Source organism: Chromobacterium sphagni (genome assembly GCF_001855575.1).
Lineage (GTDB): Bacteria > Pseudomonadota > Gammaproteobacteria > Burkholderiales > Chromobacteriaceae > Chromobacterium > Chromobacterium sphagni.
This window is the reverse complement of the sequence record NZ_MKCS01000001.1, coordinates 25193-43463: the sequence shown is the minus strand read 5'-3', so window position 1 is coordinate 43463 and position 18271 is coordinate 25193. Positions and strand designations below refer to the sequence as shown.

General features: G+C 59.3%; 16 protein-coding genes and 2 pseudogenes. 9 read left to right on the top strand and 9 right to left on the bottom strand.

Going from position 1 to position 18271, the window contains the following annotated elements; translation table 11 throughout:
* Nucleotides 1-80: 80 nt before the first annotated feature.
* The 6 genes from fba to tkt all read right to left on the bottom strand — a co-directional run bounded on the left by fba (nt 81) and on the right by tkt (nt 7551).
* Complete coding sequence (fba, locus tag BI347_RS00210; RefSeq protein WP_071112071.1) at nt 81-1145, bottom strand: class II fructose-bisphosphate aldolase; 1065 nt, start codon at nt 1143-1145, stop codon at nt 81-83.
* Nucleotides 1146-1227: 82 nt separating this feature from the next.
* The gene (locus BI347_RS00205; protein ID WP_071111781.1) at nt 1228-1857 is read right to left on the bottom strand and encodes a LysE family translocator; all 630 of its coding nucleotides are present in this window, start codon (nt 1855-1857) and stop codon (nt 1228-1230) included.
* A gap of 136 nt (nt 1858-1993) precedes the next feature.
* Nucleotides 1994-3169: a phosphoglycerate kinase gene (locus tag BI347_RS00200; protein ID WP_071115056.1), complete on the bottom strand. Its 1176-nt coding sequence runs from the start codon at nt 3167-3169 to the stop codon at nt 1994-1996.
* An 8-nt stretch (nt 3170-3177) separates the two neighbouring features.
* Complete coding sequence (locus tag BI347_RS00195; protein ID WP_071111783.1) at nt 3178-4263, bottom strand: zinc ribbon domain-containing protein; 1086 nt, start codon at nt 4261-4263, stop codon at nt 3178-3180.
* A gap of 192 nt (nt 4264-4455) precedes the next feature.
* Nucleotides 4456-5466: a type I glyceraldehyde-3-phosphate dehydrogenase gene (gap, locus tag BI347_RS00190; protein ID WP_071115055.1), complete on the bottom strand. Its 1011-nt coding sequence runs from the start codon at nt 5464-5466 to the stop codon at nt 4456-4458.
* Nucleotides 5467-5562: 96 nt separating this feature from the next.
* On the bottom strand, nt 5563-7551 hold the full coding sequence (gene tkt / locus BI347_RS00185; protein ID WP_071111785.1) for a transketolase: 1989 nt from the start codon (nt 7549-7551) through the stop codon (nt 5563-5565).
* 241 nt (nt 7552-7792) lie between these two features.
* On the opposite strand from tkt, the gene BI347_RS00180 reads away from it, so the two are divergent.
* A complete protein-coding gene (locus tag BI347_RS00180; protein WP_071115054.1) occupies nt 7793-8539 on the top strand; it encodes a BPSS1780 family membrane protein in 747 nt (248 codons plus the stop codon).
* A gap of 71 nt (nt 8540-8610) precedes the next feature.
* Here BI347_RS00180 and BI347_RS00175 read toward each other — a convergent pair whose 3' ends face one another.
* Nucleotides 8611-9378 carry a DeoR/GlpR family DNA-binding transcription regulator gene (locus tag BI347_RS00175; RefSeq protein WP_071111787.1) on the bottom strand — a complete coding sequence of 256 codons (768 nt, stop codon included), beginning with the start codon at nt 9376-9378 and terminating at the stop codon, nt 8611-8613.
* 24 nt (nt 9379-9402) lie between these two features.
* Nucleotides 9403-10149 carry a zinc-dependent alcohol dehydrogenase family protein gene (locus tag BI347_RS00170; RefSeq protein ID WP_071111788.1) on the bottom strand — a complete coding sequence of 249 codons (747 nt, stop codon included), beginning with the start codon at nt 10147-10149 and terminating at the stop codon, nt 9403-9405.
* Between the two features lie 92 nt (nt 10150-10241).
* On the opposite strand from BI347_RS00170, the pseudogene BI347_RS00165 reads away from it, so the two are divergent.
* A pseudogene (locus BI347_RS00165) lies at nt 10242-11134 on the top strand (IS5 family transposase); the annotation flags it as partial.
* Here BI347_RS00165 and BI347_RS24920 read toward each other — a convergent pair.
* Nucleotides 11121-11795, bottom strand: a complete 675-nt coding sequence (locus BI347_RS24920; RefSeq protein WP_420837160.1) for a hypothetical protein — start codon at nt 11793-11795, stop codon at nt 11121-11123. The pseudogene BI347_RS00165 and the gene BI347_RS24920 overlap by 14 nt on opposite strands.
* A 311-nt stretch (nt 11796-12106) precedes the next feature.
* On the opposite strand from BI347_RS24920, the pseudogene BI347_RS24915 reads away from it, so the two are divergent.
* The 7 genes and pseudogenes from BI347_RS24915 to BI347_RS00140 all read left to right on the top strand — a co-directional run bounded on the left by BI347_RS24915 (nt 12107) and on the right by BI347_RS00140 (nt 18260).
* Nucleotides 12107-13128 (top strand): annotated as a pseudogene (locus BI347_RS24915) (IS110 family RNA-guided transposase).
* Between the two features lie 588 nt (nt 13129-13716).
* Nucleotides 13717-14457, top strand: a complete 741-nt coding sequence (locus BI347_RS00155; RefSeq protein ID WP_071115053.1) for a helix-turn-helix transcriptional regulator — start codon at nt 13717-13719, stop codon at nt 14455-14457.
* A gap of 1 nt (nt 14458) precedes the next feature.
* The gene (locus tag BI347_RS22410) at nt 14459-15349 is read left to right on the top strand and encodes a DMT family transporter (protein WP_083338603.1); all 891 of its coding nucleotides are present in this window, start codon (nt 14459-14461) and stop codon (nt 15347-15349) included.
* Between the two features lie 96 nt (nt 15350-15445).
* Nucleotides 15446-15904 carry a hypothetical protein gene (locus tag BI347_RS23350; RefSeq protein WP_139167149.1) on the top strand — a complete coding sequence of 153 codons (459 nt, stop codon included), beginning with the start codon at nt 15446-15448 and terminating at the stop codon, nt 15902-15904.
* 238 nt (nt 15905-16142) lie between these two features.
* Entirely contained in the window at nt 16143-16409 is a 267-nt protein-coding gene (gene fliQ, locus BI347_RS00150; RefSeq protein ID WP_071115052.1) for a flagellar biosynthesis protein FliQ, read from the top strand.
* Nucleotides 16410-16417: 8 nt separating this feature from the next.
* Nucleotides 16418-17233, top strand: a complete 816-nt coding sequence (locus BI347_RS00145) for a flagellar biosynthetic protein FliR (RefSeq protein WP_071115051.1) — start codon at nt 16418-16420, stop codon at nt 17231-17233.
* On the top strand, nt 17187-18260 hold the full coding sequence (locus BI347_RS00140) for an EscU/YscU/HrcU family type III secretion system export apparatus switch protein (protein ID WP_071115050.1): 1074 nt from the start codon (nt 17187-17189) through the stop codon (nt 18258-18260). Before BI347_RS00145 ends, BI347_RS00140 begins: the two co-directional genes overlap by 47 nt.
* Nucleotides 18261-18271: the final 11 nt, after the last annotated feature.

Below are 18271 nucleotides of genomic sequence, written 5' to 3'. Positions count from 1 at the left end.
TTATTGCAGTGGGCGGCGCGGCTTGCAAGGCGTTTTACATGCCGATTACATATCGGCGCCGCATCCATCGTCATGCAGGCTCAGCGCACGATTTGCGAGAGTTCGCCCTTCAGGTATTTATTGGCCATGGTGTCCAGATTGATGGCTTTGATCTTGCTGGCCTGGCCGGCGGCGCCAAAAGCCTCGTAGCGGGCGATGCAGATGTCGCGCATCGCCTCTATGGTCTTGGTCAGGTATTTGCGCGGGTCGAATTCAGCCGGGTTTTCCGCCAGGAAGCGGCGGATGGCGCCGGTGGAGGCCAGGCGCAGATCGGTGTCGATGTTCACCTTGCGCACGCCGTGCTTGATGCCTTCGACAATCTCTTCCACCGGCACGCCGTAGGTCTCGCCCAGATGGCCGCCGTGCTGGTTGATGATCTGCAGCCATTCCTGCGGCACGCTGGAGGAGCCGTGCATCACCAGGTGGGTGTTGGGAATGCGGGCGTGGATTTCCTTGATGCGGTCGATGCGCAGCACGTCGCCGGTGGGCTTCTTGCTGAATTTGTAGGCGCCGTGGCTGGTGCCGATGGCGATGGCCAGCGCGTCCACGCCGGTATCCTTGACGAAGCGGGCGGCCTCTTCCGGGTCGGTCAACAGCTGGCTGTGGTCCAGCACGCCCTCGGCGCCGACGCCGTCTTCCTCGCCAGCCATGCCGGTTTCGAGGCTACCCAGGCAGCCGATTTCGCCTTCCACCGACACGCCGCAGGCGTGGGCGAAGCCGACCACGGTGCGGGTGACGCCGACGTTGTAGTCGTAGTCGGCCGGGGTCTTGCCGTCGGATTTCAGCGAACCGTCCATCATCACCGAGCTGAAGCCCAGCTGGATCGAGCGCTGGCAGACGTCCGGGCTGGTGCCGTGGTCCTGGTGCATCACCACCGGGATGTGGGGGAATTCTTCGATCGCCGCCAGAATCATGTGGCGCAGGAAGGGGGCGCCGGCGTATTTGCGGGCGCCGGCCGAAGCCTGCACGATCACCGGGGCGTCGACCTTGTCGGCCGCTTCCATGATGGCGCGCATCTGCTCCAGATTGTTGACGTTGAAGGCCGGCAGGCCGTAGCTGTACTCGGCAGCGTGGTCCAGCAGCTGACGCATAGAAACGAGTGCCATGAATTTCTCCCTCATGGGCTCCGCTCGCGGCGGAGCCTGTTTGCAAAAAACGGGGCGGCCGGCATAGCGCCGACCGCCGGAATTATTGGCGCGACAGGCTGGTCAGCAGCACGCCGGCGCCGACGAAAGCGCCGCCGCTGAAACGGTTGACCAGCCGCAGCCGGCGCGCGCTGTTCAGCCAGCCGGCAAGCCTGGCGCCGCAGCTGGCGTAGGTCAGCTGCCAGGACGACTCGACCACGAAGAAGGTCAGCGCCAGGATGGCCAGCTGCGGCCCCTGCGGTTGATGCGCGTCCATGAACTGCGGAAACAGCGCGGCGAAGAAGATCAGCGCCTTGGGATTGCTCATCGCCACCAGGAAGCCGCGGCGGTACAAGGCCCACGGGCCGTGCTGACCCGTCGCGTCCTCGCGCAGTTCCGCCACCGGCTGCGGCGGGCTGCGCCAGGTCTTCACCCCCAGATACACCAGATACACCGCGCCGGCGTATTTGATGACGGAGAACAGCACTTCCGATGTGGCCAGCACCGCGCCCAGCCCCGCCACCGAGGCCAGCATCAGCAAGCCCAGCGCGCTCATCAGGCCGAAACAGGTCATCAGCGTGCGGCGCACGCCGTAATGGATGCCGTGGGTCATCGCCAGCAGCATATTGGGGCCGGGGGTGGCGGACACGAAGAACATGGTGGTGACGAACAACAGCCAGGTGTGCAGGGGCATGACTCTCTCCGTGGGGGCTTGGCCGGGTAGTATAACGAATGCCTCGGCGGCTGGCAGGAAACGCCGTGTTCCGGCCAGGTTCCATCTGGCTGGCAGGCCGTGGCGGTAGGGGCGCCGCCACTGTCGCTCGGCCAGGTTAGCGCGCGCGCTCGGCCAGAATCGCCACCGCCGGCAGCTCCTTGCCTTCCAGGAATTCCAGGAAGGCACCGCCGCCGGTGGAGATGTAGCCGATGTCGTCGGTGATGCCGTATTTGGCGATCGCCGCCAGCGTGTCGCCGCCTCCGGCGATGGAGAAGGCCGCGGACTTTGCGATGGCGTCGGCCAGCGTCCTGGTGCCTTGTCCGAACTGGTCGAACTCGAATACGCCCACCGGGCCGTTCCAGACCACGGTGCCGGCCTGGGCGATGATGGCGGCCAGCTCCCTGGCGGAGTCCGGGCCGATGTCCAGGATCATGTCGTCGGCGTTCACCTCGGCCACGTTCTTGGTGACGGCGGCGGCGGTTTCGGCGAATTCGGTGGCACACACCACGTCGGCGGGCAGCGGCACATCGCCGCCGCGCGCGCGGATTTTGGCGATCACCTTCCTGGCTTCGTCCACCAGCTCGGCCTCGGCCAGGCTCTTGCCGATATTCTTGCCTTCGGCCAAGAGGAAGGTGTTGGCGATGCCGCCGCCGACGATCAGCCGGTCAACCTTGTCGGCCAGGGCTTCCAGGATGGTCAGCTTGGTAGATACCTTGGAGCCGGCGACGATGGCCACCAGCGGGCGGGCCGGCGCCAGCAAGGCCTTGCCCAGCGCGTCCAGCTCGGCGGACAGCAACAGGCCGGCGCAGGCGACGGGCGCGAACCGCGCCACCGCGTGGGTGGAGGCCTCGGCGCGGTGCGCGGTGCCGAAGGCGTCGTTGACGAACACGTCGCACAGCGCGGCGTAGGCGCGGCCCAGCTCGGCGTTGTTCTTTTTCTCGCCCGGGTTCAGGCGGATGTTCTCCAGCATCACCACCTCGCCCGGCGCCAGCTCCACGCCGCTTCGCCAGTCGGCCTGCAGCCGCACCGGCTTGCCCAGCAGTTCCGCCAGGCGGGCCACCACCGGCGCCAGGCTGTCTTCCGGCTTGGGTTCGCCTTCGGTCGGGCGGCCCAGATGGGTCATCAGCATCACGCCGGCGCCGGCCTTCAGGCACAGCTCTATGGTGGCCAGGCTGGCGCGGATGCGGGTGTCGTCGCCGATCACGCCGCTTTTCAGCGGCACGTTCATGTCCACGCGGATCAGCACGCGCTTGCCGGTAAGGTTCTGGTCGGAGAGTTTGTTGAATTTCATCGTTTCACTCACTCGGGTTTGGATGCGGGATGATCAGGCAAGGCGGCTGGCCGGGCCACGGCGCCGCCGCATTTCTTGCAGAACGGGAAAAAGGCGAAATTGCGCGCGCCGCAGGCGCAGACGCGGAACAGCTGCAGGCCGCAGTGGATGCAGTAGTCGGCGTCGTCGCCGGCGATATTGTACTGGTGGTCGCACGACGGGCAGCTGCGCTTCTGGTACGACTGCAGCGCCTTGGGGTAAGCGACGTGGCTGGCGCGCTCGCTCTGGCTTTGCTTGAGCTCGACGCGCTTCTTCTCGGCGTAGCGCTGGAAGGCCTGGATCATGCGCATGCCGGCAAACACGGTGAGCGCGATGCCGACCAATAGCCGCACATAGCCGCCGAAATTGGGCAGGTAAGGCAGCAGTTCGACGAAGAAGGCGAACAGCGAAAACAGGCCGAAGCCGTAGACGAAGAACCAGTAGCGGTGGCTGCGGTAGCGTAGGAATAGCCACACGCCGAGCAGCAACAGCGGCAGGATCACCGCCAGCCTGAGCGCGAACACTTTCAGTTCAAAGCGGCTGTAGGCCTGCTGGTATTGCCGCCCGGCCTGCTGTTCCAGTGCGCCGACGCGGCCCTGCAATGCCTGCTGCTGCTGCGCCAGCGCCAGCAGGCCAGCGCTGGCCTGGTCTTCCCGCTTCTGCCATTGCAGGATCTGCGCCTGCAAGGCGTCCAGCGCGCGGGTGCGCTTCAGCACTTCGGCGCTCTGGCCGGCATCGGCGGTGACCGCTCGGCTGGCCAGCCAGTTGTCGAGTCCCTGGCGCTGGGTCTGGTAGCCGCGCTCCAGCTGGCCGCGGGTGGTTGCCAGCTTTTCCTGCTCGGCGCGCAAGGCCTCGGTCTGCCGTTGCAGCTGTTCTTGCTGGCGCTTCAACGGATCCAGCCCGATATGCTGTCGGAAAACTTCCTGTTGCGGCGGGCCGCCTTCCGGTAGGTAGAACAGGTCGCGGATTACCAGTTCGCCCAGGCTGACCAGCAGGCCGGCGAATACCAGCGCCACCAGCCACGAGGCCAGCCGCACCATTTTTTCCGGCCGGGACAAGGCCTGACCCTGCTGCATCCTGTTCTCCATCGCGTTCTAAGAAAACCCCGCCCAGGCGGGACTGTCTTCCCTAGCAAGCAGTGTATGCCGAAATGACGGCGCCACTTTAACACCAATCAAATTTCATGCGCGGCTTTATGTAACAAAACAACAGGGCGAATGGCATATAAAGCCGGCCCGCCCCGTCGCCGGTTGCGCCTGAAACCCGTGTCAGCAGCTGAACATCGCGCGCGCGGTGCGCAGCATCTGGCAGCTGAAGCCCCACTCGTTGTCGTACCAGGCCAGCACCTTCACCATATTGCCGCCGGTCACCTTGGTTAGCGTGGAGTCGAAGGTGGAGGCCTCGTCGGTGTGGTTGAAGTCGCCGGACACCAGCGGCAGCGTGTTGTAGCCCAAGATGCCCTGCATGCCGCCTTCGGCCGCATTCTTGAGGATCTCGTTGACCTCGTCCTTGCTGGTGTCGCGGCTGGCGGTGAAGGTGAGGTCCACCAGCGACACGTTGATGGTGGGCACCCGCACCGAGAAGCCGTCCAGCCGGCCCTTCAGCTCCGGCAGCACCAGACCCACCGCCTTGGCGGCGCCGGTCTTGGTGGGGATCATGTTGTCGGTGGCGGAGCGGGCGCGGCGCAGGTCCTTGTGCTTGACGTCGGTCAGCACCTGATCGTTGGTGAAGGCGTGGATGGTGGTCATCAGGCCTTTCTTGATGCCGATGGCGTCGTTCAGCGCCTTGGCCACCGGCGCCAGGCAATTGGTGGTGCAGCTGGCGTTCGACACCACGGTCATTTCCGGCTTCAACGTGTCGTGGTTGACGCCGTAGACGATGGTGGCGTCGACGTCGTCGCCGCCCGGCGCCGAGATCAGCACTTTCTTGGCGCCGGCGTCGATATGGGCCTGGCACTTTTCCTTGCTGGTGAAGGCGCCGGTGCATTCCAGCACCAGGTCGACATCCAGTTCCTGCCACGGCAGCTCGGCCGGGTTGCGGGTGCTGAAGAACGGAATCTTGTCGCCGTTGAGGATCAGGTGTTGTTCATCCTGCTCCACGCTGCCGGGGAAACGGCCGTGCACGGTGTCGAACTGGGTCAGGTGGGCGTTGATGTTCAGGTCGCCGGAGGCGTTGACCGCCACCACCGTGAAATCATCGTGCAACTTGTTTTCATAGATGGCGCGCAGAACTTGGCGGCCAATGCGACCGTAACCGTTGATGGCGAGGCGGATGGTCATGCTGCAGGGTCTCCCGGTAAAACTTTTGTAGTGCGGCGACTACATGGCATGGCGAAAAAAAGGCCATCGCGCTGCCGCGATGGCCTGACTTCTAACTCAACGGATAACCGCGCGGGTCTTGGCGACCACGTTTTCCACGGTAAAGCCGAATTCCTTGAACAGCTGCGGCGCCGGCGCCGATTCGCCGAAGTGGTTGATGCCCACCACTTCGCCTTCCAGGCCGACATACTTGCGCCAGAAGTCCGGATGGCCGGCCTCTACGGCCACGCGCGGCAGGCCGGCCGGCAGCACGCTCTGCCGCCAGGCCTTGTCCTGCGCGTCGAACACATTGGTGCAGGGCATGGACACCACGCGCACCGCGATGCCTTCGGCCGCCAGCGCTTCCTGCGCCTTCAGCGCCAGTTCCACTTCGGAACCGGTGGCGATCAGCACGGCGCGGGCGCCGGCCGCGTCGCGCAGCACGTAGCCGCCCTTGCGGATGGCGGCCATCTGCGCCGCGTCGCGGGCGACGAAGGGCAGGTTCTGCCGGCTCAGCACCAGGCTGGACGGAGTGGTTTTCTGCTCGATGGCGTGCGCCCAGGCCACCGCGGTTTCGCTGGTGTCGCAAGGACGCCAGGTGTGGTGGTTGGGGATGTAGCGCAGCGTGGCCACCTGTTCCACCGGCTGGTGGGTGGGGCCGTCTTCGCCCAGGCCGATGGAGTCGTGGGTGAACACGAAGATCGGGTTGATCTTCATCAGCGAGGCCATGCGCAGCGCGTTGCGGGCGTATTCGCTGAACATCAGGAAAGTGCCGCCGTAGGGGCGCAGGCCGCCGTGCAGCGTCATGCCGTTGATGATGGCGGCCATGCCGAACTCGCGCACGCCGTAGCTGATGTAGTTGCCGTTGCCCTGGCCGTCTATCCACTTGCTGCCGGACCAGTTGGTCAGGTTGGAGCCGGTCAGGTCGGCGGAGCCGCCGACGAACTCGGGCAGGGACGGCGACAGCGCTTCCAGCGCGATCTGGCTGGCTTTGCGGGTGGCCACGGTCTGGGCGGCGTCGGCGATCTTGGCCAGCGCGGCGTTCAGCGTCTCTTCCCAGCCGGCCGGCAGCTCGCCCGCCATGCGGCGGCTGAATTCTGCGGCCAGCTGCGGGTGGGCGGCGCGGTAGGCGTCGAAGCGCTTGGTCCATTCGGTTTCGGCGGCGGCGCCCTTGTCGCGGGCGCTCCACTCGGCGTAGATCTCGGCCGGAATCTCGAACGGCGCGTGCGGCCATTTCAGCAGCTCGCGCGAGGCGGCGATTTCGGCAGCGCCCAGCGCGGAGCCGTGGCAGTCGTGGCTGCCCTGCTTGGTGGGGGCGCCGAAGCCGATGGTGGTCTTGCAGCAGATCAGCGTCGGCTTGTCGGCGCTCTTCTTGGCGGTGGCGATGGCGGTGGCCACTTCCTGCGGATCGTGGCCGTTGACGTTGCGGATCACTTGCCAGCCGTAGGCTTCGAAGCGGCCCGGAGTGTCGTCGCTGAACCAGCCTTCGACATGGCCGTCGATGGAGATGCCGTTGTCGTCCCAGAAGGCGATCAGCTTGGACAGGCCCCAGGTGCCGGCCAGCGAGCAGGCCTCATGGCTGATGCCTTCCATCAGGCAGCCGTCGCCGAGGAAGGCGTAGGTGCGATGGTTGACGATGTCGTGGCCGTCGCGGTTGAACTGGGCGGCCAGCATTTTCTCGGCCAGCGCCATGCCCACCGCGTTGGTGATGCCCTGGCCCAGCGGGCCGGTGGTGGTTTCGATGCCGGGCGCGTAGCCGTATTCCGGGTGGCCCGGCGTCTTGCTGTGCAACTGGCGGAAGTTCTTGAGGTCGTCGATGGAGAGGTCGTAGCCGGTCAGATGCAGCAGGCTGTAGATCAGCATCGAGCCGTGGCCGTTGGAGAGAACGAAGCGGTCACGGTCGGCCCAGGACGGATTGGCCGGATTGTGCTTCAGGTGATCGCGCCACAGGACTTCGGCGATGTCTGCCATGCCCATCGGGGCGCCCGGATGGCCGGATTTGGCTTTCTCCACGGCGTCCATGGAGAGGAAGCGGATGGCGTTGGCAAGCTCGGTGCGGGTAACCATTTCGGTAAAACCTCAAGACTATTGGGAACCGGTACGACGGTCCATCCCTTACGCCCCATGCTGCTGGAGACAGGGTCCACCGCCGCAAAACCGCCGGATTATCGCCGATTTTGCCCTTTGCCGGCAACCAGCCATGCCGCTCGCAAATTGCGTAGAATCAAGGAGAACCATGCGTGAATGGAATGGTCTGTGCCATTTCCCCCTTTATCCGGCGCTAAAACCGTCATCGTGGAGAATTTCTATGCAGCCGTTCGACAACCCTACCCTTCCCCGTAAAGTCGGCGCCGGCCGCGGCTGGCGCTGGTGCGTGGAGGCTTTTTACATCGTGCGCGAGCAGCCGCTGACCTGGGTGCTGCTGGCGCTGGTCTACCTGCTGATCCATTTCGCCATCAGCCTGGTGCCGATGATAGGCAACCTGATCGGCGCCATCGTCGCCCCGGTGTTCGCCGCCGGCTTCGTGATGGCCGCCAGCAAGTCGGAGCGCGGCGAGGAGCTGGAGTTGGCCGACCTGTTCGCCGGTTTCCGCCTGATGCCCGGCCCTCTGATGCAGGTGGGCGCGATGTTCTTCATCCTGATGCTGACGGCGACGCTGGCGGTGGTGGCCGCCGGCATGGCCACCGGCGTGCTGGGAGGGCTGGCCGGCGGCCACATCGAGGCCGGCCAGCGCGCCGCGGCGTCGGGCGGCGTGGTCGGCGTGCTGATGCTGCTGATGGCGGTGGTGGTGTTTGTGGTCAGCCTGAGTTACTGGTTTGCGCCGGCCCAGGTGGCGCTGGGCGGCGTCGCGCCCTGGCCGGCGGTTCGCAGCAGCCTGTCGGCCGGCCTGAGCAACTGGTTGCCGCTATTGGTGGCAGGGCTGACGCTGAGCGTGCTGGGCTTGTTGGCGCTGCTGCCGCTGGGCCTGGGCCTGCTGCTGTGGTTTCCGGTGGCTTACGTCACCGCCTACACCAGCTGGAAGGACATCTTCGGCCAGCAGGCCCAGCCGAGCTGACGCCGCGCCAAAGCGAACGCCGTCGGCCTATTCGGGCGGACGGCGTTTTCGCGTGGGCAGAGCTGCGGGGCTCAGGCTTCGGACAGCACCAGCCGCACGCTGTGTTCTTCCAGCAGCTTGCTCACCGGCTCCGGCGGCATCGAATCGGTGAATACGGTGTGGAATTCGCTGATGTGGCCCATGCGCACCAGCGCGTTGCGGCCGAACTTGCTGTGATCGGCGGCCAGGTAGCGGTGGCGGGCATTGTTCATCATTGCCTGCGCCACCCGCACTTCGCGGTAGTCGAAGTCCAGCAGCGAGCCGTCGGATTCGATGCCGGACACGCCGATGATGGCGTAGTCCACCTTGAACTGGTTGATGAAGTCCAGCGTCGCCACGCCGGTGATGCCGCCGTCCGACGCGCGCACGGTGCCGGAGGTGATCATCGCGGTGAAGTCCGGGTTGGTGGACATGATGGAGGCGACGTGGATGTTGTTGGTGATCACGCGCAGGCCCTTGTGGGTGGCGGTGAGCGCCTGCGCCACCGCCTCTATCGTGGTGCCTATGCTCATGAACAGCGAGGCATGATCGGGGATGCTGCGCGCGATCATGTCGGCGATGTGGGCCTTTTCGCTCTGGAATTTTCCTTTGCGCGCAAAGTAGTCCTCGTTCTCCACGCTGTTGCCCAGCGCGGCGCCGCCATGGTAGCGGCGCAGCAGATTGGCTTCGCACAGCTGGTTGATGTCGCGGCGGATGGTTTGCGGCGTGACATCAAGCAGACGGGCCAGCTCTTCGATCGGCATGAAGCCGTTTTCGCGGACCAGTTGCAGTATCTTGTCGTGACGTGGAGAGCGGCTCATAACTATTCGGAATCGAAAATCACGTTACTTTAGTAACATATTTTTCCCTCCGATAGCAAATGCCGGCTGCAAATTCAGCCGTTTCCGGCCGCCGCCACGACGACGGCGGCGCAGGCCCAGTGCGGGATCACTACCTTGCCCGGATCGCGGGGGGCCGCCGTTCAGCTCACGCGCCGCCGCGTCCCAATCGGGCCGGGCGGTGTAGTCGATCACCTCGTCCGCCCCCAGCTCCGTCAGCCGTTGCGCCTTGGCGGCGCTGGATGTGGTGGCGATCACCCGCGCCCCCAGCAGTTTGGCCAGCTGGATGGCGAACAAGAATACGCCGCCGCTGCCTTGGGTCAGCACAGTGTCGCCGGCCCGGATCGGCTGCGGGCCGTGCAAAGCGGTCCAGGCGGTGAGCGCGGCGCAAGTCAGGGTGGCGGCCTCGGCGAAGCTCAGGTGCTGCGGCGCCTTCACCAGCGCCTCTTCGCGCACTACCTTGTACTGGCACAGCCAGCCGTCCAGATTGCTGCCGTACTGGCGCGCCGCCGTCGGCAACGGAAACGGCCCTCTGAACCACTCCGGGAAGAAGGTGTTGCAGATGCGGTCTCCGACGGTAAAACGGCGGCAGTCCGCGCCCAGCTCCACCACTTCGCCGGCGGCGTCGGATAGTGGCACCAGGCCGTCCTGATAGCTCATCGGATAGCGGCCGTTGAGCAGCGCCAAGTCGCGGTAGTTGAGCGAGCTGGCGCGCACTTGCAGCAAGACCTCGCCGCGGCCGGGCTGAGGCATGGTTTCGTCATGGCGTTGCAGTTGGTCGAGATGGCCGAAGTGGGGCTCTGGTGCACAAATCCGCCAACGCAGCGGCTTGGTAAGATAGCGGTATGACCAAACCCGCTCCGAAACGCTACCGAACCACCAACTGGAAAGCCTACAACCAAGCCCTGATCCTGCGCGGCTCCCTGTCCATCTGGCTCGATACAAGCTTGATGTGGCAGGCAAAACCGCAGGGAAAGCGAGGCCGAGCGCAGTCCTATAGCGATGCCGCCATTCAATTCTGTCTGACCATCAAAAAACTGTTTGGATTGGCGTTGCGGCAAACCATCGGTTTCATTCAAAGCCTGTTCAAGCTGGCGGGCCTGGACTGGAGCATCCCCGACTACAGCGGCAGCAGACGCTGCAGGTCAAGATTCCCTACCAGAAAAGCTCAGGCGCGCTGCATCTGCTGGTGGATAGCACTGGGATCAAAATGCTGGGCGAAGGCGAGTGGAAAACCAAGAAGCATGGCGCGGAGTATCGCCGGCAATGGCGCAAGGTGCATCTGGGCATCGATGCGGAAACCCTGCAAATCCGCGCCATTGAGGTGACAGACAAGCGCCAGGGCGATGCGCAAATGTTGCCTTCGCTCTTGGTGCAAATCCCGGCCGATCAGCCGATAGCCTGCGTGAGCGGCGACGGGGCTTTCGATACCAAGGCATGTCATGAGGCGATTGCCGCGCGCGGCGCAATCGGGTGCATCCCGACGCGCAAGAATGCGCGGCCGTGGAAAGGAAGTTGGCCGGGTGTGCTGGCTCGAAACGAGATTCTGCGGGCCACCAAGCGATTGGGCAGGGCGATCTGGAAACGCTGGAGTGGCTACCATCGCCGCAGCTTGGTCGAAACCAAGATGCATTGCTTCAAGTTGCTGGGTGAAAGAGTGACAGCCCGGTGCTTCGATGGCCAAGTGGCAGAGCTGCAAGTGCGTGCTGCCATCTTGAACCGCTTCAGCATGCTGGGCCTCCGTGCACGGTGGCTGTGGCATAAATCTGTTTGGGGAAAGGGGAAGCTCGACCTGCCCAGGATTTATGCAACAGTGCCCAATGACACCCCCACCTACCAAATAAAAATGAAAAAATAACAAGAGAAACCATTGCCAAGCCAAATAAAATCTTAGCGATTAATTTTGTCAAAACAATAAACCTTGTTTGATATTTCACATCGCCACCGCCGACAAGAGAAAGAACATCTCGACTCGTTGCCGTTGCCAACCATGCTCCACGGCCGTTAACCATTGCCAGCCTAAATATGGCCAAATAATGAATCCCATAAAAATCCATTGCCAATGTCAAGAGGAAAACAAAAGAATCAAGCCCAAGCTCAGACGAGTCAAAAGAAGTATTTGTCACAGACAGGACCGCCATCAAAATGGCAAAAAACAAAATCAATGACACCAATGAAAAAATAAAAATACAAGCAGAAAAGACATTTCTTGGGAATACAATGCAAAAGTCAACCCTAAAATCGCCTTTGCTAAGATTGTTTTTCAAATTTACTATGGTGACTCCTATCAACATCAAAATCGGCCATTGAAAAAAAGAAAAAATCCACGGCAATGAATTTAAACTCACAATCACCTCAAAAAAAACAATTAAAGAATCAATAAATTCAAAAACCACCATTTAAAACCCCACCCTCCTCATAGCGGAACCTTAAGTAAAATTCATGCATTAAAAAATCTTACATTCAGCGTTGAATTAATACTTAGAGCCGCTAACAAAACCCTGATGCTGCATTGCGTCAACGTGTCGTACTGCTTGTATTGTCTGCGTTGATGCGCCTTGCCTCAGGTGTTCTGCGAGGTTTTGTTAGATGGTATGGACGCCTCCCTTTCTGACGATCGAAGAGGCAAAAGCAAGCAGGGCCTCGCGATCCAACGGCATCGATGTGCCACAGTGGAAGTGTGATCCCCACGGATAGACGGAGGTCCCAAATGAAGCTTACGACATATGGTGTAGATATTGCCAAACGCGTGTTCCAAATACATTGGGTCGTCCCCGAAACCGGCGAGATACAGCGCAAAAAGCTGAAACGAGATGACGTCATGACGTTCTTTCATCTGCAAGCCCCCGGGCGGGTCGTCATGGAAGCCTGCGGCGCAGCTCAACACTGGGCGCGACAGTTGCAGCCACTGGGCGATACGGTTCAGCTGATCCATCCAAAGTTTGTGCGCCCGTTTGTCATGACTAACAAGAACGACGCTGCGGATGCGCAAGCGATTTGGACCGCCGCCCAACAACCCAGCATGCGTTTTGTCCCGATCAAGAGCGAAGCCGCCCAAGCCGTCCTGGCGCTGCATCGCATCCGCAGCCAACTGGTCAAGTTTCGCACCATGCAGATGAACCAGCTACGCGGTCTGCTGGGTGAGTTCGGCATCGAGTTCCCCGGCGGGCGCGAAGCCGGTCTGGCGGCGTTGCGGGACCATCAATTGGGAACGCGTACCTGCGTTGCTGCACGCAGCCTTGCAAATGCAAATGCAGGTGCAGCGACTGCGGGAACTGAATGAGCAGATGGCGCAAATTGAGCGCCAGCTTGCGCAATGGCTCCGCTCCGATGACACCGTGCAGACGGGTGGCGGAGATCCCTGGAGTGGGTTTGCTGACAGCAACTGCCATGATTGCGGCGATGGGCGAGGCGCACCATTATCGTTCCGGGCGAGCCTTTGCCGCCAGTTTGGGCCTCGTCCCAAGGCATTCAGGCACTGGTGGACGTGTCCAGCTGGGTGGCATCAGTAAACGAGGGGATCGCTATTTGCGTACCTTGTTGATGCATGGCGCCCGTTCGGTGATTCTGCACCAGGGTAAGGATAGGGCTTGGCCCTGGTTACACGATTTACTGGCACGCAGACCATTCAATGTGGCGGTAGCGGCATTAGCCAACAAGATGGCGCGCACCATTTGGGCGCTGGTGGCGCATCAGCGTCGTTATGAGTCGGGCTACGGCATCGTGGCCTGAGGTCGTGCTGAAGGTTGTTTCGCTGGTTGCGCAAGGAGCAGCTGCATGTGATGGCATACAGGTTGGACCGCGGGAGGCCAAGTCTGATAAGACCGCAGGATCTAGAATCCGCTTGTTAGCTGAGACCGTCTTCCGGCGAATTCCATCAAGGCCCGCAGCCCTATGAGTCTGCAACAAGGCCGGATATAAGCGAGCAACCAACCGCCGCATGTCATTTTATGAAACTGCCCTTGGCAAACGGGAGGCGTCTATATAAGCGGCTCTTAACCGGCGTGTTATTTATAAAATTTTGAAAATTAGCATAATTTTCTATCATCATGACCTGTACTAATTGACAGGTTTTTAGAGAGGGATTTGGAATGGGATGAAAAAATAGGAGCGACCGCAAGAGAGGCGGTTCATAGCATGAAAACAACGGGTTACTCGTATACTGAAAAAGTCGTTCGGTGCAGATATGAACCCCATTTGAACAGTATGTGGTGCCTGTGGCTAAATTGCCTTCCAGAAAGGATTATGGCAAATTGAATATGCATAATGTATTGGTGTACTTTGTTCGCATTATGACTTTCAATGCACTTGGAGATGAGAATGCATCCCCCTTACTTGTTCAAGCACTTTTCCGCACTAGAAAGTTTTATTGATCAATTAGAAAGTGTCGGACAGATGGCTGGCGCCAAGGACCTTCATCACAATTTCCTTTACGTTAATGCCAGCTATGCCGACTTTCATGGTCTGCCGCGTGACGAGATTATAGGCAAGAAATCTGGGGACATGCCAAATGGCATTTCGGTATTGTCACAAATGATGTATGAGCAAGACCAAGTGGTGCTGCACCAAAGAAAAAAAATCATCATGGGTAGTATCCATCCTCATCGCAGCGGTGACCCGCGAGCTTATAAATTCCGAAAATTCCCAGCCTTATTAAATGACAAGGACCCGATTATTCTGTTCACGGGTGAGGATTTGACCTGCGACACTACCTTTTGGAGCGAGATTCTGTGGGGCATTGAGCCTATGGTAAAGATTGAAAAACTCGTTGCCGCATCTTTTGCCCAACTGCAAGAATCAAAAGAGTTGAAAGTTCCACTAAATGAAGGGGAACTGTCCGTTTTAAATTTATTACTCCGTGGCGTCCCGGTTAAACGCATTGCGGGCATCTTCGATATTTCCACTCGCACAGTAGAAAATAGGGTTGAATCCCTAAAAGATAAGTTTGGCGCCCTCAATCAGCAGAATTTGATAGATGTAGCAAGGAAGATGGGATATCAATCCGTCATCTCCAGGGCAATTTTCAAGGAGCATATGACCTACAATTTGTTGGTGGAATAAAATGAGAATCAGCAGAGTCATTATCACCATCATTTTGTCAACTGGAATTTTTGGATTCAATTATGTTGCTGCAAAAATAAGCTCCATAAAAATAGACCCCGTTGAAATAGCAATGTTGAGAGTTACCTTCGCGGCACTACCCGCTTGCTTTTTTCTCCGAGCAAAACGCGAAGACTGGTGTTATGTTTTACTTTATGGTGTGGCGTTCTCCTTTGGTCTTTTTCTATTTTTCAAAGGACTAAAAACGGGGATTGATGCCGGAATTTCTTCTGTCATCATGCAGGCGGGGTCGTTATTTACAGCTATTGGTGGGATCTTAGTGCTGAAGGAAAAATGGAATAGACTCAACATCTTGGGGTGTCTAGTTGCGATGCTGGGTATTTATTTTATCTCAAAAATAAAGGGAGGTGGGATTAATGCTACAGGAATTGCCCTTGTATTAGGGTCGGCATTTAGTTGGACTTTTGCCAATCTGGCCGTGCGATTATCGCGAACCGACCGCCCTTTGGCCTTTGTCGCTTGGGGGAGCTTGATTTCTGCCCTCCTATTTTTTTCAATCAACCTATTCGGAGATGGGGCACTTTTTACGACGCTTTCACAGATCGACCAGCAAGCTTGGTTTGCAATTGCCTTTCAGGGGTATGTAACAACATTGATTGGTTATGGCCTGTGGACACTCTTGCTAAGCCAAAATCAGCTTGTTTTAAGCGCGCCAAGTTATTTGTTAGTTCCAGCTTTTGCTTTATTTTTTTCCCATATAGTACTCGGCGAGGAAGTCACAATGCAAAAAGTCTTATTCTCTTGCATTGTCGTGCTTGGGGTGATCATCAATGCAAGCGCACAAAGCTTTTCAGCTTGGCGAGGTGAAAAAAAGCCGGCGATAATAACATAGAATTTTCACGGTGATAAGGGTGTTTTCCCCTCTGATTCCAAGTCGGAGGAGAAGTTAATATGGCGATATTGTATCTTGATCAGCTGGAGTTTTAGTATGGCCTACCCGAGATTATTTCCATTAGAAAATTTTCGACCAGAATTTTGTCAAATCGTTTCAAATCATATTCGTCACCATCTCAATCCGGTCGAGTGCGAGCAGTTGTTGGCATTAGCGCAAAATAGCCTCTCTTACGCGCCAAGTATTAGATTTTCTGCATTTGACTCCATTGAGGGTAGAGTTCGCCACCTTACTTCCATGGAGCAAATTTCACCATTAGAAATACTTTCCGCACCAGGGTTTTATCAGCGATTACAAATCATTGGCCAGATTCAAGAGCAGCCGGTTTGCTATTTCATGGGGAGTGGGATTTATCAATGGAGCATAGCTGCGGATGCAGACTCTCTTATCTTCTGGCTCACACATCCGGCCTATCCACCCGGCTGGCCAACCGAGGAGTCTGAGTTGCCTTCCCCTCCTCTAGATCAAGTACAGAATGAGTTTATTTTGACATAACTTAATAAGGTTGTGGATTGGAATTTATAAGACTGCTGTGCGATACAGGCAAACTGTACGCATCTAAATATCAATACATGGGCAATCAATTGTTAATGTGCCGCAATGGATTGATGTGTTCATTTTACACTTCTGAAAATATTATATGCTGCTGATTATGTTCTTGTTGAAAATGTACGAGAATGGATTTTGTTGAGGTAGATAAGGCGCGGTGTGGCGCAGTTTCCGAGGTGTATCAGTGACCAGCGACCTATCGATGCAGTTGATGTCCCAGTTGATGTGGATGGCTTTGTCCATTGCAGGTCCGGTGCTGTTGTTCAGTCTGGCGGTAGGCGTTCTGGTGAGCGTGATCCAGGTGGTCACCCAGATACAGGATGCCTCGCTGGCTTTCATTCCCAAGCTGTTGGCCGTGTTTGCCGCGCTGTTGCTGTTCGGTCCGTGGATGTTGAAGTCGCTGGTGACCTATGCTTCCACCGTTATCGGCAACATCCCGTCCATGTTTTGAGTGCCGCCATGCAGCTTGAGCTAGATCTGGGGTGGCTATACGCCACTTTTTTATTGTCCATCCGCCTGGCGGCTGTGCTGTTCATGACGCCGGTACTGGGGGTTGCCAATGTGCCAGGGCTGGTCAAGGGATTGTTGTCCCTGAGCCTGGCGGGCTTGATCGTGCAGGCATTGCGCTTGCCTGTGCCGGTGCCTGACAACGGCTGGGTGATGGCGGGGCAGGCGCTGACCGAGTTGTTCATCGGCGCCTTGCTGGGGTTTGGTATGCAACTGGTGTTTGGCGCGCTGGCCTTCGCCGGCCGTTTGCTGGATACCCAGATCGGTTTCGGCATGTCCAGCGTGATTAACCCGATGACGCGGCAGGCCGGGCCTTTGCTGGGCTTGCTGTTCGAGCTGCTGGCGGTGGCTTACGTCTATGCCGTCAACGGCCATCACATGCTGTTGCAGGCGATGATCTTCCTGCTGGAAACCTTGCCGGTGGGCAGGCCGGTCAGCCTGGAGCTGGCCGAGCTGGCTGTCGGGCAGTTTGGCGTGTTGTTTCTGTTGGCGCTGGCCTTGGCGGCGCCTTTGATGATAGCGCTGTTTACGATAGATGTCGGCGTGGCGCTGATTTCGCGCTCGATGCCGCAGTTCAATGCGTTTGTGATGGCGATGCCGGTAAAGGTGGGGGTGGGATTGCTTTTGCTGGCCATCCTGCTGCCGCGGCTGGGTGGGTTTTTTGAGCGCTGGTTGTCGTCGATGTTGGACTACCTGGCCAAGTTTCAGGGGGGTAGCGCCGATGGCGGAGCAGGATCAGGACCGGTCGGAAGAGGCCACGCCGCATAAGCGGGAGGAGGCGAGAAAGAAGGGCACCGTTGCGCGCAGCCAGGATGTGCTGGCGGCGGTTTCCACCCTCACTTTCTTGCTGGTGATGATGGTTTCCGGGCCGCGCATGATGCGCGAGTGCCTGGGTATTTTTGTTTCTCTATTGTCGCATGCGGGCGAGTTGTCGTTCTCGCTGAACGGCCTGGTGGCCTGGCAGCGCGAGCTGGGGCTGGCGATCTTCAAGGCGATCGCGCCGTTATTGGCCGTGTTGGCGGTGGCGGCGGTGGTTGCGGGGGTGGCTCAGTCTGGGCTGGTTTTCTCCACCGAGCCCTTGAAGCCGGACTTGCAGAAGCTGAATCCGCTGGAAGGATTCAAGCGCCTGTTCACCATGCGTTCTCTGTTTGAGGCAGGCAAGTCCTCGATAAAGTTCCTGATTTTCTCGGTGGTGCTGTATTTCATCCTGAAGGGAATGGTGCCGGATTGGTTGATGCTGACCACCGCCGGCATCGCGGAGATCGCCGGCGCCGCCGGCAAGGCGATGCTGCAGGTGCTGCGTTACATGCTCCTGATGATGCTGGCCGCGGCCCTGGTGGACTGGTTGTTCGTCAAGCGGAGCTTGAGCAAGAAGCTGCGGATGTCCAAGCGTGAAGTGAAGGACGAGTACAAGCGGCGCGAGGGCGATCCGCGGATCAAGTCCAAGCTGAAAGAGATCCGTCTGCAGTTTCTGCAGAAAACCCGCTCCATGTCGCGGGTGAAGGAGGCCGACGTGCTGGTGGTGAACCCGCAGCATCTGGCCTTGGCCATTCAGTACCAGAGGGGAAAGATGGCGGCGCCGCTGTTGCTGGCCAAGGGCGCCGGCGAGATGGCGCTGAAGATGAAGGAAATGGCGCGGCGGCATGGCGTACCCATCCTGGAGAACAAGCCGCTGGCGCGGGGTCTGTTCCGGGAGGTGGATGTGAATGAGTGGATTCCTGATGCCTACTACGGCGCGGTGGCGAAAGCCCTGGTCTGGGCTTTCAAGGTGCGTAGAGGCGAGCATGCCGCTTGAGGCGGCAATGG